A 25,292-nucleotide genomic window follows, 5' to 3' on the forward strand; every position below is an offset into this window, starting at 1 on the left:
CCTCCGGTGCCCAAGGCTAATCCGCGCGCGGCCCAGGGGGAACCGGGGCGGGCGCGGGACGCACACGGTTTTGCGTGCCGCCCGGATCGAGGCGGGCGCGCAGGGTCCGGGTCAGCGGCCGCTCCACGTAGCGATGGACGAGGACAGCCGCCACGACGCTCGCGGCCAGCATCACGACCATCCCGCCCCAGGGGTGAAGGGCCGAGGCGAGGCCGAGCCGCAGCAGCCCCTCGCGCACGAGTCGCAGCGCGAAGGGGTGGACGAGGTACAGGGCGTAGGACGCGTCCCCCAGGATCACCAGCCCGCGCACGGGGGCGGGCAGCGCCGCGACCTGGGCGGCATTCCGCTCCGGCCCGAGGGCCGCAGCCACGAGCAGCGCCGCGGGAACACCGATGAGGAGCGGGCGCAGGAACCCGTCGGCCTCGCCCGTGCCGGCGAGCAGGCGGGCGGCCACAGCGAGGCCGAGGAGGCCGAGGGCCGCGAGCCCGAGGCGATACGGGAGGCCCGGTTGAAATCCCTCCCGGCGGGCGAGGGCGAGCCCGGCGCCCAGCACGAATTCGAGCACGATCGGGTTCGCCCAGAACCGGACCGGCAGCGGCATGCCCGGCGCCAGTGCCCCCGCGGTGACGAGCAGCGTCAGGGCTAGGGCGAGCCACGCCACGGCGCCCCGCTGTCCCAAGCCGAGCCCGAAGGCGAAGAGACCATAGAAGAAGGCCTCGTAGTTCAGGGTCCAGCCGAGCCCGTAGAGGGGCTGGACGGTACCGTCCGGCCTGGCCGCCGGCCAGAACAGGAACCCGGCCAGGATCGCGTCCGGGTCGTGCACCAGGGCCGCCGCATCCCCCAGGAGGTCGGGCCGTGCCAGGGCGAGGGCCAGGTAGAGCAGGCTCACCAGCCAGTAGAGCGGCACCACCCTGGCGATCCGGTGGGCGAGGAAGCGGGCCCGCCCGCCCCGTGCCCCGAAAAGCCGCCCGCTCGCGTGCACGATGACGAAGCCCGAGATCACGAAGAACAGGTCAACTCCGCCCCACCAGGGCAGGAGCGCGCCGGGATCGAGCGCCGGCCCAGCGCCGCGTTCGGCCAGCAGCCCCGCCTCGTGCCGCACATGGTGCCACGCCACCATAAGGGCCGCGGCGGCGCGCAGGATCTGGACCGCGATGAGAATCACGGCGCCTTCGACCAATCGAGAGCCTGCATCGTCCTCGTCTCACAGCAAAAAACGGCAGGAACCATAGGCCGATGGCTCCGTTGACGCACCAATTCGCGAATCTTTTGCCGTGAGGTCTTGGGCCTCCGCACGGGGCTACCCTGCCGGTTCGCGTCTCAATTAGGATAAGAGGTCACAATGCTGAAGAACTCTGCTGCCGCGTCTGCGCTCGTCCTGGCGCTGTCGACCCCCGCCTTCGCGCAGGGGGCGAACGATTTCCGCCTGCAGTCGATGCAGGCGAACGCCTTCGAGATCCAGGCCTCCCAGATCGCGCTGTCGAAGTCGCGCAACCCGAGGGTCCGCTCCTACGCCCAGGAGGCCATCCGCGACCACCGCGCCGCGAACGTGGCCCTGGCCGGCGGCGAGGGCAACGTGATGGCCGCCCATGACCCGGGCCTCGGCGGCGTCATCGGGGCTCCGCTTGCGGTAGCAGGCAGCGCCGTCGGCGCCGGTGTCGGCGCGGCGACGGGCGTTGTCGGCGGCACGCTGTCGGGCGGCCCGATCGGCGGGCTCGAGGGTGCTGGTGCGGGTGCCGCCAGCGGGGCGGCGGCGGGCAGCCGTATCGGCCGCGGCGACGCCATGAGCACCGGTGCCGCGACGATCGTTCCGCCGAGCCCCGAGCAGCAGGCGATGCTCGCGGAGCTGTCTGCGACCCCGCCCGGCCCGCGCTTCGATCGACTCTACGCGACCCAGCAGATCCAGGCGCACCGGATGACGATCGCGATGACCCAGGGCTACGCCCAGGGCGGCCCGAACCCGGCCCTGCGGAACTACGCGCAGCAGGCCCTGCCGGCCCTCCAGATGCACTACGATCAGGCCCAGCGCCTGCCGGGCGCCATGTAGGACGTGTCGGCCCGGCCTCGGCCGGGCCACCCGGACAGACCGGCGGCGGGTGCGAGCCCGGCGCCGTTTTCAGGTTCGGTCGCGCCCCGCGCTCAGTCGCAGGAGATCGCGGCGCTGGGCAGGATCCGGCCGCCGGCGGCATCGACCGCGGGATGGAAATCGCCCGTCTCGGGATCGCGCACCAGAAGCACCCCGTTGGCGACACCGAAATGTGCGCCGTGGATCTTGAGCCTTCCATCATCCACCCGCTCTTTCACGAACGGGAAGGTCAGCAGGTTCTCCATGCTCTGGCTGACCATGGCGTGCTCCATCCGGGTCAGGTAGTCGGGCGCGCTCGAATCGCCGGCCTTCGCCTCTGCGGGTGCCACGAGCGAGACCCACTTGCCGATGAAGTTGCCCGTCGAGAGCGGCTTGGCCTTGTTCGCGTAGGCCTTGATGCCCCCGCAGGTGGCGTGCCCAAGCACGACGATGTGCTTCACCTCCAAGGCCTGGACCGCGAACTCGAGTGCCGCCGAGGTCCCGTGATAGTCGCCGTCGGTCTCGTAGATCGGCACGATGTTGGCGACGTTGCGGATCACGAACAACTCGCCGGGGCCGGCATCGAAGATCGCCTCTGGAGCCACGCGGCTGTCGCAGCAGCTGATCACCAGGATTTGAGGATCCTGGCTTTGGGCGAGCTGCGCGAAGCGGCGGCGCTCGGTGGGGAAGCGATCCGACAAGAACGACTGATAGCCCTTGGTCAGGAATTCAGGGAACATGCGATCTCCTCGTGTTTCGGGATCCTCGTAGCTGCGAGGCCCGGCTCAATGGTCGCGCCAAGTCAGAACGCGCGGAAGGCTAGGAATAGTCCCCGCCGCGAGGTCGGCCGCGAGGTCGGCTAGGCCGGCCGGCTCGACCCGCTCGCCGCTTGCCCGGAGGTCGGCGATCGGCCACCAGCGGGTTCCGATCACCGGGTTGTCCTCGGTCTCGGCGAGCCGGCTGGTGTCGACCCGATCGTCGGCGAGCCGGACCAGGAAGTAGCGCTCGCGGGCGTCCCGCGCTTGGCGGAACAGGTGGAACGGACCGTCGCAGGCGGCGACCTGCGGGCCGATCTCGACATCGCCGCGGCCGATCTCCTCCTCGAGTTCTCGCCGGCAGGCGGTGACGTGGTCCTCGCCGGGCTCCAGGCCGCCGCCGGGCATGAACCAGAAGCGCAACGGCTCGCCGTCCGGCCCCTTCGCGTGGACCGACGCGTAGGCGATCAGCAGGATCCGGTCCTGTGAATCGAGGACGATGGCCCGGGCGATGTGGCGGACCGGAAGAGGAGTGTCTGCGCTCATGGGGATTGAGCTAGAGCGTTGCGTCCCGGACGAACACCGGTCGGGCTCGACAGATCGATTTATTCAGGGGTTTATCCGGCTGGAACGGGGTCCCGGACTCGGGCGACCGGCCGCCGGGCGGGTATATGGCCGTCCATCCGGGCACGATCGAGCGCCGCCTCGACGGGAAGCGTCAGCACGCGCCACGTCACGCGTCATTTGCCAGTACTCGGATGTGCACGCGCTGGTTCGATCCGGTTCTCGAACGCCCTGTCGCAGCGATGGGAGAACCATCACCGTGCCCGCGCGGCCCAAGCAGGTTCTACAACCTCACGCGCATTCGATACTCAGGGCCACGCCCGCAGCCGCCGACCTCACGGCCCGGCCGCGCAGCACAGACGATATGGCTACGCCGAGGGCTGCGGCTGCGTCTGTACGGGCAGGCGCCCGGACCGACACAAAGAACAGCCCCGAGACGGCGCCGCATCAATGCCATGGATAATATTTATATATTTTTTATTAAGACATACCACGATGAACAAAGCCGCAATCAACAGTCAATAATTGGATAAATTTCGATTACATTGGCTCCGTCATCGATAAAAATACCTGGGAAGGCCTCGGCAATGCCCGGGGCACGATGACGGAGACGGTAGTGCTTGTTCGCGGCCGGGGCCCCTCCAGGCCGCGATTGCGTTCACGAAACCGGACGGCAACACGAGCAGTCGGTGCACCGGCAGGGTCACGACCGACGCACAAGGGCGCATGACGGCCGTCGGGAGGTTTAAGGTCGCGAAGGCAACCGGTGTCTTCGAGGGCTTGAAGAGCACTGGCTCGGCTGCCGCGACGTTCTCGGCGCCGACGGATCGGACCACCGTCTGGAAGGGCAATGGCAAGCCGCCGCTCGCCATGCCATCGAGCCGGTGAGCAGAGGCGAACGGAGCCGCCCGCCCTGTCGAGCGGGCGGGAGCCCCGGGTGACGATGTCGAACGGCGCCACCCCTTGCGGGCCGCGTCTCGGGCGGCGCGTTCCGACCTCACACAAGTGGCATCGGTTCGCGCAGTGCCGGTGCCCAGATCACGACCGGCAGTCCGTGCGCATCGCGCTCCGGCAACTCCGGCAGCGGCACGGCGCATCCGGACAGGAGATCGCGGGCCACCACCAGGGCCGCCAGCGCGTCGAGATGATCGTCCTTCGGGACGCCGGCGGCACGGGCGTCGAGCAGCGCCGTCGGAAGGCCAGCCGCGGCGAGGAGTGAACGCCGCATGGCCAATCCCTCCCGGGCGCGCGGTCCCTTCTTCGGCAGGCCCAGCGGTCGGCCGCCGTTGAGAGCGTGGAAGGCGACCTCCGGATGGACCTCGTGGACCCGCATCCGGACCTCCGGCCGGTCGCGCAGCAGTCCATCGACCGCCCGGACGTACCGGAAGATGTTGTAACCCTGGATCGATGGCGCGAAGGGCGGATCGCTCGCCGCGCGCGAGGCGGCCTTGGCCGCTGCATAGTCCGGCGCGTAGACGGCGGCCCGGGGCGGCATCGGGAAGACCGAGGACCGCGCCGGCCCGAGCCGGGCGCGGGCGGCCCGGTCGGCACCCCGACCGCCCCCAAGAATCCGGTCCGGCAGGCCGATCGGCACGTCGATGCCGACGATCAGCGGCTGTTCAGGCGCATCGAGGAGGGCCGCCACGTCGGTGAACACGGCGCAGCGGTGCCGGGCGGGATCGTCGAGATCGATCAGCGCGCCCGCCCAGGCGCCCCGGCAACCGTCGAGGCCAGCAACCCAGCGCGCCATCCGCGTCCTCCGAGGCGGGTCCGCCCCGCGATGCGTTCTTGCTCGGGACGCGGCGGAAAGCTATCGGCGACCGGATGGGCACAGCCGCCCGCCCGGGAGAAGCGTGATGAGCGAGATCCGTCCCCGCCGCAGCGTGCTCGCGATGCCCGGCTCAAACGCCCGGGCCCTCGAGAAGGCGCGGGCGCTTCCAGCCGACGTGATCCTGATCGATCTGGAGGACGGCGTCGCCCCAGAGATGAAGGATGCGTCCCGGGCGCGGGTCGCGGAAGCGGTCGCCGGGCGCGGCTTCGGACGGCGCGAGGTCGTGGTGCGGATCAATCCGCCCGAGACCGAGGACGGCGAGGCCGATCTGGAGGCGCTGGCTCAGGCCGGTCCGGACGCGATCCTGGTTCCGAAGGTCCGCACATCGGACACGTTGATCGCCGTGGGGTCCCGCCTGCGCCGGCTCGGAGCACCGCCCGCGACACGAATCTGGGCGATGATCGAGACACCGATGGCGGTGGTGAACGCCGCCGAGATCGCCGGGGTGGCCCGGGACGTGGACGGACGCCTCGCTGCCCTGGTGATCGGCCCGAACGACCTCCTGAAGGCGGCCCGGATCCGCCCCCCGGGGCGGGCCGCCCTGGTCCCCTGGCTGATGACGGTGCTCGCCGCCGCCCGGGCCTACGAGATCGAGGCGATCGACGGTGTCTTCACCGACCTCAACGACGCGGCCGGGTTCGAGGCCGAGTGCGGGCAGGGGCGCGATCTCGGCTTCGACGGCAAGATGCTGATCCACCCGAGCCAGATCGGCCCGGCCAACGCCGCCTTCGGGCCCGACGCCGATGAGATCGCTCAGGCGCGCCGGGTGTCCGAGGCCTTCGCGGCACCTGAGAACCGCGAGCGCGGGGTCATCGCCCTGGACGGGCGCATGGTGGAGCGCCTCCATGTCGAGGCTGCCCGGCGCACGTTGGCGGTGGCCGAGGCGATCGCGCGGCTCGGCGCGTGAGCGATCTGCCGGACGTCGGCCTGCGCCTGCTCGACCCTCGGCTCCCGGGCTGGGGCTTCCCCCGCTGGGGGTCCGCGGCGGCGGCGGGCCTCGACCTCCATGCCTGCCTCGACGCGCCGCTCGTGCTGTCGCCCCGGGGACAGGCCGTCCTGATCCCGGCGGGCTTCAGCGTGCTGATCCGCGATTCCGACTGGTGCGGGCTGGTCTTTCCCCGGTCCGGGCGCGGCCACCGCGACGGGCTGGTGCTCGGCAACGGAACCGGGGTGATCGACGCGGATTACGAGGGCCCCCTGATGGTCTCCGCCTGGAATCGCGACGACGCGAAGCCGATCCGGATCGAGCCGGGCGAACGGATCGCACAACTCGTGTTCACGCGGATCACCCGGCCGGCGCTGACCGTGCTGGAGGGTGAGGACGGCCCCGGCTCCGAGCGCGGATCGGGCGGGTTCGGGTCGAGCGGGCGTTAGGCGCGCCCGGCCGGATCCATCCTGGCACGGGCCCGGTAGGGTGAACGGGCGCCGGGGCGTCGATGCTCAATCCAGCGTTTTGCCCAACCGCCCGGCGAGATCCTGGATGAACTGGAAGGCGGTGCGGCCCGAGCGGGAGCCGCGGGTGGTGGCCCATTCCAGCGCCTGGGCGCGCAGCTGCTCCGGCGGAAGGTCGAGGCCGTAGCGGTCGGCATAGGCGCGGATCATCGCCAGGAACTCGTCCTGGCTGCATTTGTGGAAGCCGAGCCAGAGGCCGAACCGGTCGGAGAGCGAGACCTTCTCCTCCACCGCCTCGCCGGGGTTGATCGCGGTCGAGCGCTCGTTCTCGACCATCTCGCGGGCGAGGAGGTGCCGGCGGTTGGAGGTGGCGTAGAACAGGACGTTGCCCGGCCGGCCCTCGATGCCGCCGTCGAGCGCGGTCTTGAGCGACTTGTACGAGGTGTCGTCGGCGTCGAAGGAGAGGTCGTCGCAATAGACCAGCCAGCGATGCGGGTCTGGGCGCAGGACCGCCATCAGGTCGGGCAGGGCCTCGATGTCCTCGCGGTGGATCTCGACGAGCTTCATCGGCAGGGCGCCGCCGGGCCGGCGGGCGTTTATCTCTGCATGGGCGGCCTTGACCAGCGAGGACTTGCCCATGCCCCGGGCGCCCCACAGCAGCGCGTTGTTTGCCGGGAGGCCACGGGCGAAGCGCTCGGTGTTCTCGATGAGGATGTCGCGAGCCCGGTCGATGCCGGTGAGCAGGCCCATCTCCACCCGCGCCACCTGCGGCACCGGGCTCAGTCGCCGCTCGGGTCCCCACAGGAACGCGTCGGCCGCGTCCGGGTCGAAGGCCGGCGGGGCCAGAGGGGCCGCCCGCTCCAGCGCGGTGGCGATGCGCTCCAGGAGCGGCATCAGGGTCTCGAGGCTCGTCATCGGATCGGGGGTTCGCTTCCGGGTCGATCGAGCCATCGTCCTACGGCGTTCGCCCGCGGAAATCATCCGCCTCCGTTGACGAGGTCCCGAGCGCTGAACGCGCTCCGGGATCGGGCGTTTGATCTTCCGCGAGGACGAGCCGGATCGGCCGACACAAGGGGAGGGCGTCGATGGACGCGGGATCGACGATCCGCATCAGGCAAGTCGGGAACGGAGCCGGCGCCTACGTGTTCGCGGTGGATTTCGGCGGAGCGCGGCCCGAGCTCATGACCGACGAGGCGCTCCCGATCGGCGGCGACACCGGGCCGGTCCCCGAGCAGCTTTTGATCTCCGGGGTGGCGAACTGCCTCTGTGCTAGCCTGGTCTTCGCCCTCGGAAAATTCCGGCAGGACGCGCAGGGCGTCGAGGCCGAGGCGACCTGCCAAGTGGAGCGAAACCCGGAAGGGCGCCTGCGGATCACCGGAATCGACGTGCGCATCCGCCTCGGCGCGGCGGCGGCCGAGATGCCCCGGATCGACCGGGTTCTAGAGCAGTTCGAGCGGTTCTGCACGGTCTCGGAGAGCGTCAAGGCCGGGATCCCGGTCTCCGTCTCGTTGGCGGATGGCTGCGGCACGCGCTTGAAATGACCCGCGCCGGGAAAGATCGGCGGCCCGGCGCATTCTCTGCACGCGCACCCGCCACCGGATCGAGGTTCCCATGCCCCCTGACGAACGCGATCACGCCCGTGAGCCGGGCGCTCTGGCCCGCCTCTTCAACCGGCGGGCCAATGCCGGCGATGTCGAGGGGCTGGTGGCCCTCTACGAACCGGAGGCCGTGCTGGCGGCCGGGCGGGTCGTCGCCACCGGGCATGAGGAGATCCGGGCCTTCTACGCGAAGCTTCTGGCGCGCAAGTCGGACTTTCCCGCTGCCGAGGCGCTTCCGCCCCTGCGCAGCGGCCCGCTCGCCCTGACCTTCGCGCGGCTGCCCGACGGCACGCTCTCGGTCGAGGTCGCCCGCGAGCAGCCGGACGGGACATGGCTCTGGGCGATCGACCAGTTGAAGATCGCGCCCCCGAAGGACTGACGGTGCGCCCGCGCGCCCCCGCGCTTGTCCCTCCCGACGCGATGCGGCAAAGCGGATGGCGCTCCGACGCCGCGCACCTACGACCAGAGCCGATTCGATGCACGACATCCGCGCCATCCGGGACAACCCGGACGCCTTCGACCGCGACCTCGCCCGCCGGGGCCTCGCGCCGCTCGCGGCCGATCTGATCGCCCTCGACGAGGCGCGCAAATCCGCGGTCTCGGCGGCGCAGGCGAACCAGGAACGGCGCAACGCGCTGGCCAAGGAGATCGGCGGCGCCAAGAAGGCGAAGGACGAGGCCCGCGCGAGCGCGCTGATGGAAGAGGTCGCGGCGCTCAAGGGCGCTGAGCCGGGCCTGAAGAAGGCCCAGGATGAGGCCGACCGGGCGCTCGCCGACAGGCTGGCGTCGATCCCGAACCGGCCCAAGCCCGACGTGCCGGAGGGCGCCGACGAGCACGGCAACGTCCTCTACCGCAGCCACGCCTCGACCCGCGATCGGCTCGCCGAGGGCCGCGAGCATTTCGAACTCGGCGAGGCCACCGGACTGATGGATTTCGAGGCCGCGGCCAAGCTTTCAGGCTCGCGCTTCGTGGTTCTGAAGGGCCAGCTCGCCCGGCTGGAACGGGCGCTCGGCCAGTTCATGCTCGACCTGCACACGCAGGAGCACGGGTATCTGGAGGTCGCGCCACCCGTTCTGGTGCGCGACGCGGCGATGTTCGGCACCGCGCAGCTGCCGAAATTTGCCGATGACCAGTTTTTCTCCTCGAACATCCAGAGCCGAGCCGAGATGCTGCACGAGGCCCTGGCGCACGCCGGAGCGGCCGAAACGGCAGCCTTCCGCGAGGGCGCGCTGGGGCTCACCGATGTGGTCGACCGAGCGATCGAGGCGGCTCCGACGCGCGAGGATTTCTGGCTCATCCCCACCGCCGAGGTGCCGCTCACCAACCTCGTGCGCGAGTCGATCCTCCGCGAGGAAGAGCTGCCCCTGCGCTTCACCGCGCTTACGCCCTGTTTCCGCGCCGAAGCCGGGGCGGCGGGGCGGGACACCCGCGGCATGCTGCGCCAGCACCAGTTCAACAAGGTCGAGCTGGTCTCGATCACGACGCCGGAGGACTCCGCCAACGAGCACGAGCGGATGCTCACCTGTGCGGAAGCGGTCCTGAAAAAACTCGATCTGCCCTACCGGGTGATGACGCTGTGCACCGGCGACATGGGTTTCGCCTCCCAGAAGACCTACGACATCGAGGTCTGGGTGCCAGGCCAGCGCACCAACCGGGAGATCTCGTCGTGTTCCGTCTGCGGCGAGTTCCAGGCGCGCCGCATGAACGCGCGTTACCGCGGCAAGGATGGCAAGCCGGCCTACGTCCACACCCTTAACGGCTCTGGGGTCGCGGTCGGCCGCGCGCTCATCGCCGTGATGGAGAACTACCAGAACCCGGACGGGAGCATCACGATCCCGTCGGTGCTCCACCCCTACATGGGCGGGCTCAACCGGATCGAAGGGGCCCGCTGATGCGCATTCTTGTCACCAACGACGACGGCATCCACGCACCGGGGCTCGCCACCCTTGAGGAGATCGCCAGGGAGCTGTCCGACGATGTCTGGGTGGTGGCCCCCGAGAGCGACCAGTCCGGCGTGTCGCACTCGCTCTCCCTCAACGACCCGCTGCGCCTGCGGCAGGTGTCGGAGAAGCGCTTCGCCGTGAAGGGGACGCCGTCCGACTGCGTGATCCTGGGCGTGCGCCACATCCTGGGCGAGCACGGGCCGGACCTCGTCCTGTCGGGGGTCAACCGCGGCCAGAACGTCGCCGAGGACGTCACCTATTCCGGCACGATCGCGGCCGCCATGGAGGGCACGATCCTGGGGATTCGCTCCATCGCGATGAGCCAGGCCTACGGGGCAGGCGGGCGCGGCAATCTCAAATGGGATTGCGCCCGCGAGCATGGGCCGAAGGTGGTCCGGAAGATCCTAGAGACCGGGATCGAGCCGGGCATCCTGGTCAACGTGAATTTCCCGGATTGCGAGCCCGACGCCGTTCAGGGCGTCGCCGTGGCGGCGCAGGGCTTCCGCAATCAGGCGCTGCTGTCGATCGACGCCCGGGTGGACGGGCGCGGCAACCCGTATTTCTGGCTGGCCTTCGCCAAGGCCCGGTTCGAGCCAGGCCACGGCTCGGACCTGAAGGCCATCGCGGAGAAGCGGATCTCGGTGACGCCGCTCCGCCTCGACCTCACGGACGAGCCGACGCTGACGCGCTTCGCGCAGGCTTTCGCCGAGTGATCGACCTGGGCAGCCTTGAGGAGGCTGCCGGCAACGCCGCCTTCGTCATGGCGCTCCGGGGCCGGGGCCTCCGGGACACCGCGATCCTGCGGGCGATGGAGCAGGTGCCGCGGGAGCAGTTCGCGCCCGCGGCCCACCGTGCCCAAGCCCGGCGGGACATCGCTCTGCCGCTGCCCTGCGGCGCCTCGATGACGGCGCCATCGACAGTGGCACAGATGCTGGCGCTCCTGCGCGTCGAACCGGGCCACCGCATTCTGGAGATTGGCACGGGCTCGGGCTACGTCACGGCGCTCCTGGCCAAGCTCGGGGCCGGCGCGGTTCTGAGCCTGGAGCGCTACGCGACGCTCGCCGAGGACGCCGCCGCGCGGCTGGTCCCACATTCCGAGGTGCGGGTGGTCCAGGCGGACGGGCTCGCACCAGACCTGCCGGACGGCGGCTTTGACCGGATCCTGGTGCACGGCAGCGTGGACGCGATCCCACCGCACTGGCGCGCGGCGCTCGAGCCTGGGGGCCGCCTGGTGCTGGGGATCATTCTGGACGGCGGCTGCCGGATCGCCGCTGTGGCGGAGCCGGACGCTGCGCCGGAGCCGGGGGCACCGACCCGGCTCGCGGCGCTGGTGCCGGGGCTGGCGCGGGTGCTCTGACGTGACGTGGACCTGCTTCGCTTCAGTGAGGAGCGGTCTGGTCGGCGATGCGCGTCTGGACGTGGACGGGGCTGACGAAGCCGCGCGCGGAGTGGCGCCGCCGGAAGAGCATGTCGGCCGTATGCCGGAAGCGTCGGGGCTTCCGGGCTTCGAGCCGTTCTCTCGCACGCCGCGCCACGCGTCGCCGCCCCGCCTCGAGGCCCTGCTCGCGCAACTGGTGCGTCACGCACGCTCTGCCGCAGGTCTGGTGCGGCAGCGCGCAGGCCGAGCGAACATCGGCGGGCGATCCTCGCGCCGGGGACGAGGGGCGGGGCGGTGCTTTCAGGCGCAGTCGCCGCTCGGACGACACATCGCATTAGGCATATTGCCCTAATGACACCCCGTCGTACTGCCTTGGAAATCATATGAGGCCAAGCATATCCGTATGTATATACAATAAGTTAGCCTGCAGCTTAGGTCGCCAAACTATGCCAACGTAGAAGCGTAGTGGACACCGAACCCTGACCTTCGGAGCCGTCCCTTCGCTTTCTCGACCTGCCCTTGCCGTGCTCGACCGCACGGCATCCACGCACCTTGTGCGCGGACCCTCCTGGTCGTGTCCCTGGTGGTGGTGTAGCTCGCCGGTAGCGAGGAAGCCCGTCCGCGAGCTCTCCACAGCGCTGTAGCGGGCGGGCTTCCTCGCGGGGTGGTCATCGGCGGTTGCCGGGTAGGTTCGGGTTGCGACAGCCAGCCCCGAACCGAGAGCCCCCCGATGACCGACGAGATGATGGCCCCGCATTGGGCGTCCGTCGATTCGGAGCCGGGTTCGATCCCAATCATTCTACCGAGATCCGGAGGAAGGAAATAGCAGGTCTTCGATTGCCGAAGTGGCAATCCACAGGGGGTGCTAGGCGAAAAGGCAATAACAAATATTATATTTACCGCTCAAATTTACAATCAATTCTTCATGCGAAAGAGGACATTGATCCAGCGCAATGTGATCGCTCGGGCAATCCCGTGAACTCGCCCAGCTTGGGGGAGAATGGGATTTCTGCAATGGCCAATCGCCTTGCTCACGCGCTCGACGGTCCTTGTGATTTCCTCGATTCCTTGCAGCCACAGGATGCCGACCAGCCCCCCTCCGCCGACAGCGTCCATGGCGTCGTCACGAGCGCAACCTGTGCCGTTCTCTCAGAGCTCGGCGCAGATCCCGTTCGCCTCCTGCGCGAGGCAGGTTGTGATCCGTGGGCGTCCAGGGACGATGGCAGGCCGATCCCGAATGCCGCTCTCGGCCGATTGCTTCAACTGGGTGCGAGCCGCACGCAGTGCGGCCATCTCGGCCTGCTCGTGGGACAGCGCATCGCCCTCTCCAAGCTCGGGCCGAGCAACGTCCTGATCCGGAACGCGGAAACGGTCGGCGACGCGCTGCATGTGCTAGAGACCTGGCCCTGGGCGTGGACGTGCGGCTCCGCGGTCAGACTCTGCGTCGAGGCCGACTTGGCGCTGCTTCATTATTTTCCGTACGAGGCCGGCGCGACGGCGGTCGGCCTCCAATCGGAGGGGGCGCTCGCCACCGTCGTCAATATCATCCGCGGGCTGTGCGGCGCTCACTGGTCCCCGTCGGAACTTCTGCTGCCGCGGGCGCCGCCGGACCACACGGGCCCCTATTGGCACTTCTTCCGCGCGCCCGTCCGGTTCGACCAGGAATGGGCGGCCATCGCCTTCTCGTCACGCCTTCTGGAGCAGCCGATCGCGGGTGCAGATCGAGCGGCCCACCGGACGGCGGAACACCGCATCCGACAGTTCGGGGCAGCAGTTCCGCTCCAGATGTCGCAGCAGCTGCGGCGGCTGCTGCGCGAGGAGTTCTTCCAGAACCCGTGGTCCGGCAATGCCGTCGCGCGTCACCTGGCGGTTCATCGGCGCACCCTCAGCCGCCGCCTGAGGACCGAAGGCACGAGCTTCCGATCGGTTGCCACGCAGATCCGGTTCGAGAGGGCGAAACAGCTCCTGGCCGATACCAACATGACGTTGGCGCATATCTCAGCCTGTCTGGGCTTCTCCGAGGCGGCCGCCTTCACGCACGCGTTCCGACGCTGGTCCGGCACAACGCCCAGCATCTGGCGGCACGCGAGCCGGCATCCGGAAACGGCAGCCGATCCGACGCGGCCTATTCCCCTCCCTCATCGTGAACGGGATGAACGGGCCAGCCTTTCAGACCATGTCTGGGATGCATTCTAACGGACACCGTACCACAGTCATTTTATAAATCTAAGGCCCGATATCGGCGCGCGGATCCAATAAAAATCGCTGAATTATATCATCTCAAGAGTCGTATTTAGGAGCACCCGATGAAAACGACGCGGTTGATCTCGCTCGTGGCCCTCACGCTGACTGTCTTGCTGGGATTGAGTTCTCTCGACTCGGGCGGGCTCGGCATCGCGCCTGCTCAAGCCGCCGGCGGGTGTGGGCCCGGCTTTCATCGGGGCCCCTATGGCGCCTGCCGACCGAACGTTTACGGCGCACCGGGATATTACGGATACCGGGGCGGCGGGGTCTACGGATACCGTGGCGGCCCCCGTTACGGGTACCGGGGCGGGGCCGTCTATCGGGGTGGGCGCGTGTATCGGGGCGGCCGGGCCGTCTACGGGGGCCGCGTCGGCGGGTACCGGGGCGGGTTCCGGCGGGGCGGCTTCCGCCGCTGACCGCGTCGGCTGTCCGCCGCTCCGGGTGACCTGCGCGCGCGCCGTACCCGGGCGCCTCGCGGCCGGGTACGGTTTCGAGTCCTTGATGGCGCGCTCTAATAGGCGCGATAGACTGGCTGATGGGATGGGGCCGGGGGAGCGCCGTAGCGGACGGAAGCCGGGATCCTGACGGCGATCGGCGCATTCGGGTCGAACGGCAGAAGGGCGGCCCCGGCGGCGATGAAGCCCGCCAGCGCGCGGATATCGTCCGGTTGCCGCAGATCGCGCGAGATGCGGTCTGTCTCCCACTGGAGCCGCAGGTTGCAGGCCCGTGAGGGCAAGCCGCCGATGGGGGTGCAGGCGTCGTGGCGCGCGCAGGCGGCATCGAGCGCATCGACGGGCGGCCACGGGGCGTTGTTGCCGAGGCCGCAATAGTTGCCGTGGATCAGCGCCGCGGGCTGCTGCAGGCCGGACGCTTGCACGAGCGCCGCCGCGCTCAAGCAGGTTGCGAGAAGGAGCGGGGCGACGATTCGAAAGGTCATGGCGTTTCACCGAACCCATTCTGAGGCCGGTCTGCCGAAACGGGCCGCTCGGGCCGCCAGCTCTGGCCGGATGATCGGGGGCCGGGGCCTCTCTCGCCTCGGCCCTGTCGCAAGGGCGTCAGTACGGACGGCAGACGCCCGCATAGGCATCGTAGTAGGCGTAGGGTCCGCAGCGGCCGTAGGTGGCGCCGCAGCCGGCGGCGGCTCCGACAGCAGCCGCGCCCAGGCTGTAGCCGTAGGGACGGACGCCGTATCCGTAGCGACCGTAGCGGCCATATCCGTACCCGTAACGGCCGACCCCACCGTAACGGCCGACTGCGCCGTAACGGCCGCGATAGCCCCCTGCCACCGCCCCGCGATAGCCGCGGACCCCACCGACCCGGACGCCCTGGAAGCCGCCGGCGCGGACTCCGCCGCCTCGAAAGCCTCCTCCGCCGTGGAAGCCGCGCGCTTCGGCCGCCACACCGCTCATCATCAGGGCGGCACAGGCCACTGACGCAATCCGGAGAGTTCTCATGGGATGGTCTCCGCTCTGGCGGACGACCTGCCGAGGGGAGCCAGAGCCAGGCGCGAAGCTCTCTGGCCCCTCGGATACGATCGATTGCACGGTAACGCCGAGCTGTTGACGCCGCTTGATCCGCGAGGACGCGCCCCGGTGAACGGGCGCGGCAAACCTGTGCCGCTCCTGCGGCCGCGGGTCGTCTTGCCCGAGCATCCGTACCCGAAACGGGGCCCGCAGATCTCCATCCTGCCCGCCGCTTCTGCACGGTGCCCGGGCCGCCCGGGCGTGGCCGATCCCCGGTTCGGCCGGTGTCTCGCCCGATCAAGCATGTGATCGCCGCGGACGCATACTACGTCCTTCGCTTCGGTGCGGTGATGCATGGGTAGATTGCTGACCTTGCATCGCCCGATCAGGGCGGGACCGATCCCGGCTTCACGGCGGTCGGCGCATTCCGCTCTTCCCCGCTTCCGGCAGAGCGCTGCCTCCGGTCAGGCCAAGGGTGCGCGAAGCGGTCTGGGCATTCGAGAGATGCCACGGTTGGAAATGATGCAGCGTGAGGAGATTGCCATGCCGGTCAAGACACCGAAGGAGCTGTTCGTGCGCATGCTGAGTGATGCCCGGCATCACGCGGAACGTGCGACGAAGATTTACGAAGAGCTGGGGCAGGCCGCGCAGGATCCGGCCATCCAGGAGGCCCTTCAGTCACGCGCCTTCATCCAGGATAAGACGATCAAGTCGCTCGATCGCTGCTTCGAGCTGATCGGCGAGAAGCCAATCACGGCGAACGGCCGGCTTCAGGAAGTCTTCCTCGAAGACTTTCGGCGCGAACTGGCGGAGATCCAGACCCCGGCGGCCAAGGCCCTGTTCATCCTGATCAAGGCCAATCACCTGATGCATCTGCGCATCGCCGAATACGTGGCCCTCGTGGCCATGGCCGACGTGAGCGGGCATTTCGGGGTAGGCGTCCTGCTGGAAAGCTGCCTGGCGGACAAGCTGGCCTTCACCGAGAGGACCCGCCGCCTGATCCGACGCACGATCGAGAGCAAACACGCCGTCATGCTGGCCGCCTGACCGCGGCCTGTCAGGCCCGGAATCGGGCAACCGATCCGGGGCCTCAAGCGTGGGAGCGGATTCGGTACACCGGCGGATCGGTTCGGCGCGCAGGTCCGCTTCAAGGCGCCCTTCAGCGGGACGATCGACACCCCAGTGCGAGGGGCGGATCGGACGTGACGCCGGCCGGAAACCGCGTTCGGCGAGCGCCCGGGCGCTTGCCGGAAGCCACCAGGAACAACCCGCAGGAACAGCCCGGATGCGCGCCCCGGGTCGTGAGCTGACGGGAGCCGCGGAGGACAAGCCATGCCCCCAGTCTTGTCTCAAGAGACTGCTTCCGGCGCCCCTGGCACCGGGGATCTGTCACGTGCCGAAGCAAGCATGCCGGTCCGATCCCTGAAGCGACGGGCCGCTGCCGAGGCGAAGCGCTACCTGGCCTTTGCGATCTACCTGATCGTCGTCTTCGGCACCTTGATCCTCTTCAGCATCAACATCTACGCACGGATCGACCAGGATATCCCGCACTATCCGAGCTACCATTTCTACGCGCTCGGGCTTATCAACGCCCTGGTTCTAGCCAAGTTCATGCTGATCGCCGAGGCGGCGAAGCTCGGATCGCTCGGCCTCGGTCGGCGCATCAGGCGAAGGCCCCTCGTCTACGTGATCCTGTACCGTTCTCTCCTGTTCACGGCCGTCCTGGTAGCGGCCTACGGTCTGGAAGAGGTGCTGGTTGGCGCTTGGCATGGGAAGGGACCGGGCGCCGTCCTGCCGGAAATGGCCGGCGGCCCGCGCGGTGTGCTCACCTTCGCCTGGGTGATGTTCGTGGCGCTACTCCCGTACTTCACTTACCGGGAGATCGGCCGCGTGCTGGGCGCTGGTCGCCTGCGCGCCCTGCTCCTCCGCGCGCCGGAGGCAGGGTAGCACCGCTCGCAAAGGCCGCGGCTTCCCGAAGAGCCGGCGGCAGCCGCCGTGTGCCCCATCCTGGCCTGTCGTCAATGGGCGACCACGAGCGTCGGCGCGGACGGGAGCGCTGTCTCCGGCCCGAGGCTCGCCCGACGTCGGTCGAGGGCATGGCGCGCGTGCGCCAGGGCCGTCGAAAAGGCCGACAGGCAATCGTGGCCGACGGCGCCTGACGAACAGCCCAGCATCGCCGAGACGAGTTCCCGGAACTCGCCCTCCAGGGCGGCGAGCCCTGCGCGGTCGGCACAGGGTGCCGCGTCGGCGATCTCGACCAGCCGCCGGACTGGGCGCCACTCTGCCTCCGATCGGCGTCGGGCCCAGCCCGCCGAGGCGGCGGCGAGGAGCGATCCGGCGAGGCTGATAACCAGGCCGCCGAGATAGAAATACTGCTGGGCCTGGTCGAAAAAGCTCTGGTCCCCGTTGCTCAGGTAGGCGGCGACGCCCGGATGGACGGGCAGGATCGGGCTCTTGTTGTCCGGATCGGGCGCCTCGATCTGGGTGGCGAGCGGCGTCACGGCCGCGAGCTTGGCCTTGGTTGTCAGGATCGACCGGGCGATGGCTGCCGCGACGACGTTGGGCATCAGCTCCGACGCGGCGAACCGATAGGTGACCGCCAGCGTCGTAACGGAGTCGCTCGGCGTGGCGGGGCGCGCCCGGAACGCGCCCATGGGCACGTCGATCGATTCGAAGCTGGGGAACCGCTTGCCGATCGCCTCCGCCTCGTCGAGTCCGAGAATGCCCGGCGTCCCCTTGGTGGCGCGCGCGACCGCGGCGACCACGTCGACGACCTCGCCCGGCGCCATGGGACCGACCGCCAGGATGGCCGCCAGCTTCTTCTGCCGGATCGATTGGGCCAGCTCGTCCACCGGAAGAAACGTCCTTCCGACATCCTTCTCGGGCAGGTTGAAGAAACTCAGCACGGTGTCGAGGACGCGCGCGTTGGTGTCTTGAAGCCGCCCGGCCACGATGCCGACCGTCTTCCCCGCCAAGTTGGCGACCGACTTCACGGGGCTGTGCGGGGGCAAGACGAAGGCGACGACGTCCCTGCGCAGGATCACGATGGTCTGGGCATTGGCGGGCGCCGCCGCGTCGCTGCGCAAGATGGCGAGGTCGGTCCGGCGCTCCTCCAGCGCCTTGGCGCTCCCCGCGAGGTCGTCGACCCGCACGAGGTCCAGGTTGACGCGGGGATGCTGCACCTTGGAGACGGATGCAAAGGCCGTGATGAAGCGCTCGGCCGTGCTGCCGGGTGGGCCCAGCGTGATGCGCAGGTTGGCGTGCGGCGACCAGATATGGGCAAGGGCAAAGCCGGCGGCGGCGACGAGGAACACGCCGCCCGCCATGAGAGCCCGGATCCACCGCCCACGCCGCGGCGCGCGGCGTGCGACATTGCCCGGTCCAGCCCGGTCGGGATCGACAGAAGCGGGTATGGTGTCCTGCATCACCATCTCACGCCGGGACTTCGGACGACCACGCGGATTCCCCTGAGAGCGGCACCGGCCCGGCCCACGCGCGGGTGCGCCGTCCGGAACCGCCTAGCAATCGTCGCAAGCCCCACCACGCTCAGGGAGCCTTCGATCAATGCGATGATCACGCCGATCCCGATGCCGCTCCTGCGCCCCTCTTTCGCCGCCCGGTAGACCCTCGCCCACATCGAGCGGAGGCGTGGTGATCGCCTCGCGTTCGAGACGGTTGAGTTGCGCGTCGCTGGGGATGGTGACGCTGCCCTGCGCGAGGCGGACACGCGCATCCGCGCGGATGAACCCAACCGCGACCGAGGCTGGGAGGGAGAGCATCAGGACAGCAGCGCAGGCCCGTGAGATCGTCATGACGGCCTTTTCGGCAGCCCCCGAACGGACGAAACCACTTCATCCTAGCCCGTATCGACGGGCGGTCCTTGACCGAATCGGACAGGGACTGCGCAAACCGCGCCGCGGACCAGATTTCCCGAGAACACGAAGCCGCACTTCTCTCGCCATGTTCGGGGATGCTTCGTGCCGGGTTGTCTCGCGCAATCAAGCGCGCGGGACGAATTCAATCATAATGCGAGGGCCACGGTGGAAGGCCAGGCGACAGGACCTTGGCCCGAGCGAGGATCGAGCCATGACTTGGATGAGCTGGCGGCTTGCACGGAGCGGCCTGATCGGCGCCGCCGCGTTCGGGATAGGCCTCATGACCGGTGCGCCGCCATCCGGGTTGTTCAACGGCCGCCCCTCCGTATCCCAGGCCGAGGCCCGGATCGGACGTCCGGCGACCGCGACGAGCGTCGCCGGCGTCGCCCGGCGCTACGATTAGGGCCATGCCTCCGCTCGCCCTACCGGCTCCCGCCTCGGCGGCGAGCGCTCCGGCCGGGGCGGAGCACGCCGGCTCGGCGAAGAGCAAGCTCGCTGCGTCTTGGGTTGCCCCCCTGGTGAGGGAGCCGCTCGTGCACTTCCTGTTCGCCGGTGCCGTCCTGTTCGGCGGCTATTCCTGGCTGAACCGCGGCGCGCAATCCGAGCCAATGCCGGAGCCGATCAGGATCGGGGAGGGCGAGGCGCGCTGGGTCCGGGAGACCTTCTCCAGCCAGTGGCGGCGGGATCCGACCCCCGACGAGATGCGGGATCTCCTCACGACGCTGCTCGACGAGGAACTCCTGGCGCGGGAGGCCAGAGCCCTCGGCCTCGACCAGCACGATACGGTGGTGCGGCGACGGTTGGCGCAGAAGCTCAGCTTCCTCGTCGAGGACACAGTCCGTCTCGCCGAGCCCGGTGAAGACCAGATTCGGCAATTCTACGTGGAGCATGCCGAACGCTACCGAAGCGCGCCCCGGATCTCCTTCCGGCACGTCTTCTTCAGCCCTGCGCGCCGGCACCACGCCGCCGCGGAGGCCACCGCGGCGCGGGCACTGCTCTCGTCCGTCGGCAGCGACGCGCGGCCGACGGTCGGGGATCCCCTGGCCCTCGATGACGCCTTCACCGACATCGATCCCCAGAGCCTGTCCAGCCTGTTCGGTCCCGACTTCGCCCGGAGCGTTTTCGCCCTGCCGGTGGGAGCGTGGAGCGGGCCCGTACGATCCGCCTACGGCCCGCACCTCGTGCGGATCTCTAGCCGCACGCAGGGTGCGGTACGTCCCTTCGCGGAGGTCAAGGGCGCGGTCACGGAGGCGTGGTACGGGGCGAGGCAGCGCGCGCTGAAAGAGGAATACCTCGGCACGCTCCGCGCGAAGTACGGCATCGTCTGGGACGTGAGCGCGCGACCGGTCCTCATGGACGCGCCCGATCGGCAGACCGGCCCGTGAGCCCGATGACGCACCGTCGCTGGAGCCCGACCCGCCTGTCGGCCCGCGTCGCGCTTCTCGCTGCGCTGAGCTTGCTGACATGCCCGGTCGGTTTCGCGCATGAGATCCGGCCCGCCTATCTCGAAGTGCAGGAACGGGCGCCCGGTCTCTTCGATGTGCTGTTCAAGACGCCGATGCGGGGTAACCTGAGGCTGGCCTTGACGGTCAGGTTCTCGGGCCGGGTCGAACCCGTATCGCCGGTCCTCGCCCGCAATACCGGGGATGCACTTGTGCAGACCTGGCAGGTTCGCGCCGAGGATGGCCTGGCCGGTCAGAGCATCGGGGTCGTCGGCCTCGAGAACACGGTGTCCGACGCCCTGCTGCGCGTCACCTTCGCGGACGGACGCTCTGCCGATCATCGGCTCACACCCGCGGCACCGCAGGCCACGATCGCAGGTTCGCCGAGCCGGATCCGTGTCGCCGGCACGTATCTCTCCCTGGGCATCGAGCACATCCTGCTCGGGTTCGACCATCTGCTGTTCGTGCTCGGCCTGATCCTGATCACGCCGTCGGCCCGTCAGCTGGTCTGGGCGATAACGGCCTTCACGGCCGCGCACAGCATCACCCTGACCGCCGCGGCGCTCGGCTTCGTCCACGTGCCGCCCAAGCCGGTCGAGGCGGTGATTGCCCTCTCGATCGTGTTCGTGGCGGCCGAGATCCTGCGGACCCGCGAGGGTCGGGCCGGGCTCGCCGCCCGGGCTCCCTGGCTCGTCGCCTTCGCGTTCGGGCTGCTGCACGGTTTCGGCTTCGCCGGCGCGCTGAGCGAGATCGGCATGCCCGCCGGGCACGTCCCGGTCGCGCTGCTGTTCTTCAATCTCGGGGTGGAGGCGGGCCAATTGCTCTTCGTCGGCACTGTCCTGGCGCTGGCCGCCCTGTCGCGGCGCCTGCGGGGGCCGCTCCCACGCTGGACGACCCGTGTTGCCCCTTACCTTATCGGAAGCCTTGCGATGGCCTGGGCCATCCAGCGCGTCGCCACGTTCTGAAGCTCGATTCTGGGAGGCTGTCTTGGCTCAGCGTGTGATCCGGAAGCTCGCGCTCCTCGGCCTGACGGTCATGCCCGTCGCCCATCCGGCACGGGCCGTGGACGAGACGGCGGCCGATGTCGGCACGCTGACCCAGGACGCCGCCGACAGGCTCTACCCGGCCAAGCGCGCCTACTCGCCCTACGCCGACCGCACCTTCCCCAGCCGGCCGTTCTTCGGCGACACGCACCTGCACACGTCCTTCTCGTTCGACGCCGGCGCCTTCGGTGCCCGGCTCGGACCGAGGGAGGCCTACCGCTTCGCCAAGGGAGAGCAGGTCACCGCGTCCTCCGGCCAGCCCGCGAAGCTGTCCCGGCCCCTCGATTTCCTGGTCGTTGCCGACCACTCGGACAATCTGGGCTTCTTCCCGGACCTGCTGGCCGGCAAGCCGAACATCCTGGCCGATCCGATCGGCCGGACGTGGCATGACATGATCGTCAACGGCCAGGGTGCGGCGGCGGCCATCCAGATCATCTCGGCCTTCTCCCAGGGGACCTTCCCCACGGCGCTGGTCTACCGGCCGGACGGGGGGGCCTATCGGTCGGCCTGGGGTGAGATCGTGAAGGCGGCGGACGAGGCCAACGATCCTGGCCGGTTCACGGCCCTCATCGGCTACGAGTGGACCTCCAACACCGGGGGCAACAATCTCCACCGCAACGTCATCTTCCGCGACGGCGGGGAAACCGCCGGCCGGGCCGCGCCCTACACGACAATGGCGCCCTTCGGCAGCGACAACCCGCGCGATCTCTGGGCATGGATGGCCGCCTATGAGGACAGGACGGGGGGCCGGCTGCTGGCGATCGCGCACAACGGCAATCTCTCCAACGGCCGCATGTTTCCGATCATCGAGCCCGGCACCGATCGGAGGATCGATCGCGCCTATGCAGAGATCAGGGCCAAGTGGGAGCGCCTCTACGAGGCGACGCAGATCAAAGGCGACGGCGAGACCCACCCCTATCTCTCGCCCAACGACGAGTTCGCCAATTTCGAGCGCTGGGACAAGGGCAATCTCGACCTCAGCGTCGCCAAGACGCCGCCCATGCTCCAGCACGAGTACGCCCGCTCAGGACTGAAGCTCGGTCTCAAGCTGGAGGCCGAGACGGGGATCAACCCCTACAAGTTCGGCCTTATCGGCTCGACCGACGCCCATACCGGGCTGAGCGCGGTCGAGGAAGACAACTATTTCGGCAAGACCTCCGCGATGGAGCCGAATGCGGAACGAAGCAGCCGCATCTTCGTCAAGGGCGCGGCTGGAACGCTCTACGAGTGGGAAACCTCCGCCTCCGGCTACGCGGCCGTGTGGGCGACGGAGAACACGCGCGCGGCCCTCTTCGACGCGATGGAGCGCCGAGAGACCTACGCGACGACGGGCTCGCGCATGCTGGTGCGCTTCTTCGGCGGGTATGCGTTCGAGCAGGCAGACGCCCGGAGCAGGAGCCCCGCGCGCGCCGGCTATGCCAAGGGCGTCCCGATGGGCGGCGATCTCGGCCCCGCGCCAGCCGGCAAGGCCCCGACCTTCCTGGTGGCGGCATTGAAGGATCCGATCGGGGCCAATCTCGACCGCTATCAGATCGTCAAGGGCTGGTTGGACGAGCGGGGAGAGATGCAGGAGAAGGTCCACGATGTCGCGTGGTCGGGCGCGCGCAAACCGACTGAGGACGGCAAGCTGCCGCCCGTCGGCAACACGGTCGATCTCGCCAGCGCAACCTGGAGCAACACCATCGGGAGCCCCGAACTGATCGCCGTCTGGGAAGACCCCGACTTCGACCCGAGACAGCGAGCCTTCTACTACGGTCGCGTCCTCGAGATTCCGACGCCCCGCTGGACAGCATACGACGCCAAATATTACGGGCTGAAACTCGCGCCTGACGTGCCGAAATCGATTCAGGAACGCGCCTATACGTCGCCGATCTGGTATTCACCTGCCGAGTGAGCCAACGCTACCCGGGCCTTCGGGTGGGGTACGGCGTGTCGAAGGTCCGATCCGGGCCCTCGTCTCACGCGCTCGCCCACCGAATGGTCCGTCCCGTCGGTGGGCGAGCGCTCAGGGATCTGCACGCGGTCGCGACAGCCCGGCCCGCGACCGAGCCTACGTCTTCCGCTCGTGATGGATGCGCTTCTTCTTCGGGAGCGCCCGATGACGGCCGATGGTGACGCCGGCTTTCGACACCGTCGGGCCGGCCAATTCCCTGTCTGGTGTGGGGCCGGCGGGCGCTGCGTCCGCGAACGTGGCGCAGGTCAGCAGGGGGAGGGCGGACAGCGCCCCCCGAAGAGCTCGGATCTTGTCCATGTATATTCACTCCTCTGTCCATGCGCGCCGGGCCGGGCCATCACCGACGGCGGCCGGACGCGACGGCGGTTCGGGGCTTGAGGGCGCCCCCGATATCGGGACGGTCTGAACACGGTGTGCAGCGCCACCTCCCGAGCGCACTGGCCTGAAGAGACGTGGGCTGGTCTTCAGCCGCTTGGCCGGCTCAACGGAGCCTGCAGACGCCTGAGTCCGGAATCTATCGAAAATTCAGTTCAGCATCGACCCGAAGCTCGACAATCTCACAATTTAACAATCGCACATTGATCATGATCAAGGTTCAACTGGAGCAGTCAAGCCTGCCTCGAAGGTTTTCCTGGCAGGCGCCGGTCGCGTCAAACGCCTTCGAGCAGCCGGTCGAGCTCGAACGAAGGGCGGCAGCCCAGATCCGCCCCATGGTCGTTCAGGAAAGCCTCGGCGCAGCGGCGTCCCTCGTCCCGCAGCATCGTCAGGAACGCCCATTCCGCATTGAGCTTCGACGAGGAACCGAGGCCCGCGACGACGTCGCTGGCGATGTGATGCATGCGCATGGCGGCCCATCTGGCGCATTCCGAGTTATCCGCGGGCGCGACCTGCCGCAGCAGGGCCATCATCCGCAGTTCCTTGAGCAGGACCGCGTTGAACGAGACCTCGCTCAGCCGATTGAGGATCTCCCGGGCCGAGGTCGGCGCTTGTGCGCGCTCGACCGGATTGACCTGCACGATGATCGTATCCTGCGACTCGCACTCGCAGACGAGGGGCGTGATCGTCGGATTTCCGGAATAGCCCCCATCCCAATAGTAGGCGCCGTCGATCTGAACCGCCTGGAACAGGGTCGGCAGGCACGCGGACGCGAGCAGCACGTCGGCCGTGACCTCGGCGTTTCGGAATACCCGGCCCCGGCCCGTGTGAACATTCGTGGCGGTGACGAAGAGCTTGATCCGGCTGCGCGCGATCCGTCCGAAATCGAGCCGCGTGCCCAGGATCCGCCCCAGCGGATTGAAGCCTTGCGGATTGAGGTCGTACGGGGAGAATACCCGCGCCATCATGTCCGCGGCCAAGTACATGGGCGCGTAATCGAGGGTCCAGCGGCCGAGCATCACGTCGAGCGGGCTGCGTTGGAGCGGACTGAACTGCGCCGCGCGCGAGACGGCGTCCCAGAAGGCCTGGAGCGCCGCGCGCGCGCCGGCGGCCCCGCCCTGCTCGTATCCGTCAATGAGGACGGCCGCGTTCATGGCGCCGGCCGACGTTCCGGAGATGCCGTCGATCCTGAGCCATGGCTCCTGCAGCAGGCGGTCGAGAACGCCCCAGGTGAAGGCACCGTGGGCGCCGCCGCCCTGCAGAGCCAGGTCGATCGGGACCTGGTCCCGCTCGCACTCCCCCGGTGTGATCGCGTCGTTCGCCATAGGATCGAGACCCCATCCCGAGAGCCATTCATTCCAGCGTCATTC

At 69.0% G+C, this 25,292-nt stretch carries 26 protein-coding genes and 1 pseudogene; 16 read left to right on the forward strand and 11 right to left on the reverse strand.

What is annotated here, in order from left to right; all coding sequences use genetic code 11:
- Positions 1-16: 16 nt before the first annotated feature.
- Positions 17-1,165 carry an acyltransferase gene (locus Q8W67_RS07065; RefSeq protein ID WP_305542848.1) on the reverse strand — a complete coding sequence of 383 codons (1,149 nt, stop codon included), beginning with the start codon at positions 1,163-1,165 and terminating at the stop codon, positions 17-19.
- Positions 1,166-1,342: 177 nt separating this feature from the next.
- On the opposite strand from Q8W67_RS07065, the gene Q8W67_RS07070 reads away from it, so the two are divergent.
- Positions 1,343-2,047, forward strand: coding sequence for a DUF4142 domain-containing protein (locus Q8W67_RS07070; RefSeq protein WP_305542850.1), 705 nt, complete (start codon positions 1,343-1,345; stop codon positions 2,045-2,047).
- Positions 2,048-2,139: 92 nt separating this feature from the next.
- Here Q8W67_RS07070 and Q8W67_RS07075 read toward each other — a convergent pair whose 3' ends face one another.
- The 3 genes from Q8W67_RS07075 to Q8W67_RS07085 form a co-directional block, all read right to left on the reverse strand.
- Positions 2,140-2,805 (reverse strand): carbonic anhydrase, encoded by a 666-nt coding sequence (locus Q8W67_RS07075; RefSeq protein ID WP_305542853.1) that lies wholly within the window; start codon positions 2,803-2,805, stop codon positions 2,140-2,142.
- Positions 2,806-2,850: 45 nt separating this feature from the next.
- Positions 2,851-3,366: an NUDIX hydrolase gene (locus Q8W67_RS07080; protein WP_305542859.1), complete on the reverse strand. Its 516-nt coding sequence runs from the start codon at positions 3,364-3,366 to the stop codon at positions 2,851-2,853.
- A 1,015-nt stretch (positions 3,367-4,381) separates the two neighbouring features.
- Positions 4,382-5,134, reverse strand: coding sequence for a DUF429 domain-containing protein (locus Q8W67_RS07085; protein WP_305542862.1), 753 nt, complete (start codon positions 5,132-5,134; stop codon positions 4,382-4,384).
- Between the two features lie 106 nt (positions 5,135-5,240).
- On the opposite strand from Q8W67_RS07085, the gene Q8W67_RS07090 reads away from it, so the two are divergent.
- Both Q8W67_RS07090 and dut read left to right on the forward strand, forming a co-directional pair.
- Positions 5,241-6,122 (forward strand): CoA ester lyase, encoded by an 882-nt coding sequence (locus tag Q8W67_RS07090; protein ID WP_305542865.1) that lies wholly within the window; start codon positions 5,241-5,243, stop codon positions 6,120-6,122.
- On the forward strand, positions 6,119-6,589 hold the full coding sequence (gene dut / locus Q8W67_RS07095) for a dUTP diphosphatase (protein WP_305542867.1): 471 nt from the start codon (positions 6,119-6,121) through the stop codon (positions 6,587-6,589). The genes Q8W67_RS07090 and dut overlap by 4 nt, the downstream gene beginning before the upstream one ends.
- A 66-nt stretch (positions 6,590-6,655) precedes the next feature.
- Here the strand turns inward: dut and Q8W67_RS07100 are convergent, their stop codons facing one another.
- Positions 6,656-7,522: an ATP-binding protein gene (locus tag Q8W67_RS07100; RefSeq protein WP_305542869.1), complete on the reverse strand. Its 867-nt coding sequence runs from the start codon at positions 7,520-7,522 to the stop codon at positions 6,656-6,658.
- A gap of 170 nt (positions 7,523-7,692) precedes the next feature.
- Between Q8W67_RS07100 and Q8W67_RS07105 the strand changes: the two genes are divergently transcribed.
- The 5 genes from Q8W67_RS07105 to Q8W67_RS07125 all read left to right on the forward strand — a co-directional run bounded on the left by Q8W67_RS07105 (position 7,693) and on the right by Q8W67_RS07125 (position 11,505).
- Positions 7,693-8,148, forward strand: a complete 456-nt coding sequence (locus tag Q8W67_RS07105) for an OsmC family protein (protein ID WP_305542872.1) — start codon at positions 7,693-7,695, stop codon at positions 8,146-8,148.
- Positions 8,149-8,218: 70 nt separating this feature from the next.
- The gene (locus Q8W67_RS07110; protein WP_305542875.1) at positions 8,219-8,584 is read left to right on the forward strand and encodes a nuclear transport factor 2 family protein; all 366 of its coding nucleotides are present in this window, start codon (positions 8,219-8,221) and stop codon (positions 8,582-8,584) included.
- A gap of 97 nt (positions 8,585-8,681) precedes the next feature.
- Positions 8,682-10,097, forward strand: coding sequence for a serine--tRNA ligase (gene serS, locus Q8W67_RS07115; protein WP_305542878.1), 1,416 nt, complete (start codon positions 8,682-8,684; stop codon positions 10,095-10,097).
- Positions 10,097-10,861, forward strand: coding sequence for a 5'/3'-nucleotidase SurE (gene surE, locus Q8W67_RS07120; protein WP_305542889.1), 765 nt, complete (start codon positions 10,097-10,099; stop codon positions 10,859-10,861). The genes serS and surE overlap by 1 nt, the downstream gene beginning before the upstream one ends.
- Complete coding sequence (locus tag Q8W67_RS07125; RefSeq protein WP_305542892.1) at positions 10,858-11,505, forward strand: protein-L-isoaspartate O-methyltransferase; 648 nt, start codon at positions 10,858-10,860, stop codon at positions 11,503-11,505. The genes surE and Q8W67_RS07125 overlap by 4 nt, the downstream gene beginning before the upstream one ends.
- Positions 11,506-11,617: 112 nt before the next feature.
- Here the strand turns inward: Q8W67_RS07125 and Q8W67_RS07130 are convergent.
- Positions 11,618-11,785 (reverse strand): annotated as a pseudogene (locus tag Q8W67_RS07130) (IS3 family transposase); the annotation flags it as partial.
- A gap of 755 nt (positions 11,786-12,540) precedes the next feature.
- Here Q8W67_RS07130 and Q8W67_RS07135 point away from each other — a divergent pair.
- Both Q8W67_RS07135 and Q8W67_RS26775 read left to right on the forward strand, forming a co-directional pair.
- Entirely contained in the window at positions 12,541-13,722 is a 1,182-nt protein-coding gene (locus Q8W67_RS07135) for an AraC family transcriptional regulator (protein WP_305542895.1), read from the forward strand.
- Positions 13,723-13,832: 110 nt separating this feature from the next.
- Entirely contained in the window at positions 13,833-14,186 is a 354-nt protein-coding gene (locus Q8W67_RS26775) for a GCG_CRPN prefix-to-repeats domain-containing protein (RefSeq protein WP_370693830.1), read from the forward strand.
- A gap of 95 nt (positions 14,187-14,281) precedes the next feature.
- Here Q8W67_RS26775 and Q8W67_RS07140 read toward each other — a convergent pair whose 3' ends face one another.
- Both Q8W67_RS07140 and Q8W67_RS07145 read right to left on the reverse strand, forming a co-directional pair.
- Positions 14,282-14,707 (reverse strand): hypothetical protein, encoded by a 426-nt coding sequence (locus tag Q8W67_RS07140; protein ID WP_305542897.1) that lies wholly within the window; start codon positions 14,705-14,707, stop codon positions 14,282-14,284.
- Positions 14,708-14,825: 118 nt separating this feature from the next.
- Positions 14,826-15,224, reverse strand: a complete 399-nt coding sequence (locus tag Q8W67_RS07145; protein WP_305542900.1) for a hypothetical protein — start codon at positions 15,222-15,224, stop codon at positions 14,826-14,828.
- Positions 15,225-15,587: 363 nt separating this feature from the next.
- On the opposite strand from Q8W67_RS07145, the gene Q8W67_RS07150 reads away from it, so the two are divergent.
- Complete coding sequence (locus tag Q8W67_RS07150) at positions 15,588-16,280, forward strand: DUF892 family protein (RefSeq protein ID WP_305542902.1); 693 nt, start codon at positions 15,588-15,590, stop codon at positions 16,278-16,280.
- Between the two features lie 360 nt (positions 16,281-16,640).
- Entirely contained in the window at positions 16,641-17,180 is a 540-nt protein-coding gene (locus tag Q8W67_RS07155) for a hypothetical protein (RefSeq protein ID WP_305542905.1), read from the forward strand.
- A 71-nt stretch (positions 17,181-17,251) separates the two neighbouring features.
- On the opposite strand, the gene Q8W67_RS07160 is transcribed toward Q8W67_RS07155, so the two are convergent.
- The gene (locus tag Q8W67_RS07160) at positions 17,252-18,559 is read right to left on the reverse strand and encodes a TAXI family TRAP transporter solute-binding subunit (protein WP_305542908.1); all 1,308 of its coding nucleotides are present in this window, start codon (positions 18,557-18,559) and stop codon (positions 17,252-17,254) included.
- A 760-nt stretch (positions 18,560-19,319) separates the two neighbouring features.
- Here Q8W67_RS07160 and Q8W67_RS07165 point away from each other — a divergent pair.
- From Q8W67_RS07165 to Q8W67_RS07180, 4 genes are all read left to right on the forward strand, one after another.
- Complete coding sequence (locus tag Q8W67_RS07165) at positions 19,320-19,511, forward strand: hypothetical protein (RefSeq protein WP_305542911.1); 192 nt, start codon at positions 19,320-19,322, stop codon at positions 19,509-19,511.
- A 130-nt stretch (positions 19,512-19,641) separates the two neighbouring features.
- A complete protein-coding gene (locus Q8W67_RS07170; protein ID WP_305542912.1) occupies positions 19,642-20,493 on the forward strand; it encodes a peptidylprolyl isomerase in 852 nt (283 codons plus the stop codon).
- Between the two features lie 5 nt (positions 20,494-20,498).
- A complete protein-coding gene (locus Q8W67_RS07175; protein WP_305542995.1) occupies positions 20,499-21,515 on the forward strand; it encodes a HupE/UreJ family protein in 1,017 nt (338 codons plus the stop codon).
- A gap of 70 nt (positions 21,516-21,585) precedes the next feature.
- Positions 21,586-23,487, forward strand: coding sequence for a DUF3604 domain-containing protein (locus Q8W67_RS07180; RefSeq protein ID WP_305543008.1), 1,902 nt, complete (start codon positions 21,586-21,588; stop codon positions 23,485-23,487).
- A gap of 156 nt (positions 23,488-23,643) precedes the next feature.
- On the opposite strand, the gene Q8W67_RS07185 is transcribed toward Q8W67_RS07180, so the two are convergent.
- Positions 23,644-23,844 carry a hypothetical protein gene (locus Q8W67_RS07185; protein WP_305542914.1) on the reverse strand — a complete coding sequence of 67 codons (201 nt, stop codon included), beginning with the start codon at positions 23,842-23,844 and terminating at the stop codon, positions 23,644-23,646.
- Between the two features lie 353 nt (positions 23,845-24,197).
- Complete coding sequence (locus Q8W67_RS07190) at positions 24,198-25,247, reverse strand: patatin-like phospholipase family protein (RefSeq protein ID WP_305542917.1); 1,050 nt, start codon at positions 25,245-25,247, stop codon at positions 24,198-24,200.
- Positions 25,248-25,292: the final 45 nt, after the last annotated feature.

It is taken from the genome of Methylobacterium sp. NEAU K, from assembly GCF_030700285.1.
Classification (GTDB): Bacteria; Pseudomonadota; Alphaproteobacteria; order Rhizobiales; family Beijerinckiaceae; genus Methylobacterium.

Bases quoted from the DNA above. Each gene is read 5' to 3' on its own strand.
- Q8W67_RS07145 (WP_305542900.1), bottom strand. From the start codon at position 15,224: ATGAGAACTCTCCGGATTGCGTCAGTGGCCTGTGCCGCCCTGATGATG.
- Q8W67_RS07190 (WP_305542917.1), bottom strand. From the start codon at position 25,247: ATGGCGAACGACGCGATCACACCGGGGGAGTGCGAGCGGGACCAGGTC.
- Q8W67_RS07185 (WP_305542914.1), bottom strand. From the start codon at position 23,844: ATGGACAAGATCCGAGCTCTTCGGGGGGCGCTGTCCGCCCTCCCCCTG.
- Q8W67_RS07160 (WP_305542908.1), bottom strand. From the start codon at position 18,559: ATGGCGGGCGGCGTGTTCCTCGTCGCCGCCGCCGGCTTTGCCCTTGCC.
- Q8W67_RS07110 (WP_305542875.1), top strand. From the start codon at position 8,219: ATGCCCCCTGACGAACGCGATCACGCCCGTGAGCCGGGCGCTCTGGCC.
- serS (WP_305542878.1), top strand. From the start codon at position 8,682: ATGCACGACATCCGCGCCATCCGGGACAACCCGGACGCCTTCGACCGC.
- Q8W67_RS07135 (WP_305542895.1), top strand. From the start codon at position 12,541: ATGGCCAATCGCCTTGCTCACGCGCTCGACGGTCCTTGTGATTTCCTC.
- Q8W67_RS07070 (WP_305542850.1), top strand. From the start codon at position 1,343: ATGCTGAAGAACTCTGCTGCCGCGTCTGCGCTCGTCCTGGCGCTGTCG.
- Q8W67_RS07090 (WP_305542865.1), top strand. From the start codon at position 5,241: ATGAGCGAGATCCGTCCCCGCCGCAGCGTGCTCGCGATGCCCGGCTCA.
- Q8W67_RS07175 (WP_305542995.1), top strand. From the start codon at position 20,499: ATGACGCACCGTCGCTGGAGCCCGACCCGCCTGTCGGCCCGCGTCGCG.
- Q8W67_RS07100 (WP_305542869.1), bottom strand. From the start codon at position 7,522: ATGACGAGCCTCGAGACCCTGATGCCGCTCCTGGAGCGCATCGCCACC.
- Q8W67_RS07180 (WP_305543008.1), top strand. From the start codon at position 21,586: ATGCCCGTCGCCCATCCGGCACGGGCCGTGGACGAGACGGCGGCCGAT.
- Q8W67_RS07140 (WP_305542897.1), bottom strand. From the start codon at position 14,707: ATGACCTTTCGAATCGTCGCCCCGCTCCTTCTCGCAACCTGCTTGAGC.
- Q8W67_RS07075 (WP_305542853.1), bottom strand. From the start codon at position 2,805: ATGTTCCCTGAATTCCTGACCAAGGGCTATCAGTCGTTCTTGTCGGAT.
- Q8W67_RS07080 (WP_305542859.1), bottom strand. From the start codon at position 3,366: ATGAGCGCAGACACTCCTCTTCCGGTCCGCCACATCGCCCGGGCCATC.
- Q8W67_RS07105 (WP_305542872.1), top strand. From the start codon at position 7,693: ATGGACGCGGGATCGACGATCCGCATCAGGCAAGTCGGGAACGGAGCC.
- Q8W67_RS26775 (WP_370693830.1), top strand. From the start codon at position 13,833: ATGAAAACGACGCGGTTGATCTCGCTCGTGGCCCTCACGCTGACTGTC.
- Q8W67_RS07155 (WP_305542905.1), top strand. From the start codon at position 16,641: ATGCCGGTCCGATCCCTGAAGCGACGGGCCGCTGCCGAGGCGAAGCGC.
- Q8W67_RS07165 (WP_305542911.1), top strand. From the start codon at position 19,320: ATGACTTGGATGAGCTGGCGGCTTGCACGGAGCGGCCTGATCGGCGCC.
- surE (WP_305542889.1), top strand. From the start codon at position 10,097: ATGCGCATTCTTGTCACCAACGACGACGGCATCCACGCACCGGGGCTC.
- Q8W67_RS07085 (WP_305542862.1), bottom strand. From the start codon at position 5,134: ATGGCGCGCTGGGTTGCTGGCCTCGACGGTTGCCGGGGCGCCTGGGCG.
- Q8W67_RS07150 (WP_305542902.1), top strand. From the start codon at position 15,588: ATGGGTAGATTGCTGACCTTGCATCGCCCGATCAGGGCGGGACCGATC.